Source organism: Micromonospora sp. NPDC005291, assembly GCF_040607415.1.
Lineage (GTDB): Bacteria > Actinomycetota > Actinomycetes > Mycobacteriales > Micromonosporaceae > Micromonospora.
The window spans coordinates 1-1,458 of record NZ_JBEXGR010000062.1 but is presented as its reverse complement, the minus strand read 5'-3'; the positions used below and the strand labels follow the sequence as shown (position 1 = coordinate 1,458).

General features: G+C 70.4%; 1 protein-coding gene. It reads right to left on the bottom strand.

Translation table 11 applies throughout. The annotated features are described in order from the left end of the window. On the bottom strand, window positions 1-1,427 hold a 1,427-nt coding region (locus ABZT18_RS32095; protein WP_354997955.1), incomplete at its 3' end, for a condensation domain-containing protein. Between the last annotated feature and the right edge of the window lie 31 nt (window positions 1,428-1,458).

Sequence of the window (1,458 nt, the reverse complement as noted above, 5' to 3'; positions counted from 1 at the left end):
TCACCCGACGGCACACACACCACCCGCGAATCCCCACCCGGATCCGCCACCATCGACTCCAACACCACCCGAAACATCCCCGCCAAACGCACCAACCCCCCCGACCCAAACACCCGCCCGTCACCGACGAGACGGATCACGGTCGGGCTGGCACCGACGGACAGGACGAATTCGGTGGCGGCCACGTCGCTGGCGGTCCGCTCGTCGGTGGCATCGTCGGCCTGCGTGGTGTGGCCATCGGGCGTCGGCGCGGCACCCGGCCCGTCCGCGTCTCCCCTGCCGGACCGGCCGGTACGAGGTTCGGTGTAGCCGAAGACCACGTCGATCGGGTGCGCGTCGACACCCGTCAAGCGCCGTACCGCCGGCAACGGGAACCGCCGATGCGGCCACAACTCCACCTCACGGTCGAACACCGACCGCACCAGATCCCGCCACGAACCCACACCCCGCTCATGACCGAACGGCAACACATTGATGTACATCCCATGCACCCGCTCCGCACCCCGCACCTCCGGCCGCGCATCACACACCAAACCCGTGTGAAAACGCCGTTCATCGGTCAACTGACTCATCACCTTCAGATGAGCCGCGTGCAGAACAGCCTTGACGGGTACGCCGAGGCTGCTGGCGAGCTGGCGCAACGCACCGTCCAGGTCCGCGATGTCCAACTCGGTGCGGCACACCTGCCGCGGGCCGGAGTCGGTCGCCGGGGTGCCCGGCAGGGTGAGCTTCGGCCTACCGGTCACCACTGCCCGCCAGTAGGCGGCGTCCGTCTCGGAGTCGAGCGCCGAGAGTTCGGCGGCCACGAAGTCGGCGTACCGGACGGCCACCGGTTCGGCTGGCGTCGGCTGCTCGCCGCGCCGCCGCCGGTGGTACCCGTCGCGCAGGTCGGCCAGCAGGAGGTTGAGGTCCCAGCCGCCGGTGATCAGGTGGCTGACGGAGACGGTGAGCCACCAGGCCCTATCGTCCTCGCGATGGACGGCCACCCACAGCAGCGGCGGCGGCGTCGCCAGGTCGAACGGCCGGTCACGCTCGGCGGCGACGTACGTCGGACGGCCGGTCGCCTCGGCGTGCACCGCGACTGGCACCTGCGCCTCGGCGTGCACGAGCTGCATCGGCACCGAGTAGCCGGTCAGGTCGATCGAGGTGCGCAGCGTGTCGTGCCGGGCGACCAGCTCGGCGAGGGTCGCGCGCAGCGGCTCGACGTCGAAGGGCAGCTCGTCGTGCACACGCATGGAGTGCACGATGTGGTACGGCGTGGCGGCCTCATCCTTGGCGATCTCCACCGCCATGCCCACCTGGGCCTGGGTCGCCGGGTAGGCGTCGGTGAGGCCGGCCGGTAGGGCGTTTCGATCCGCGTCTACCAGCAGCGCGAACGGCGCCACCGGAACCCACTCCTGCCCGACCCCACCCAACGACGCGGCCAACCCACGCACCGTCCGGAACGCGAAAACATCC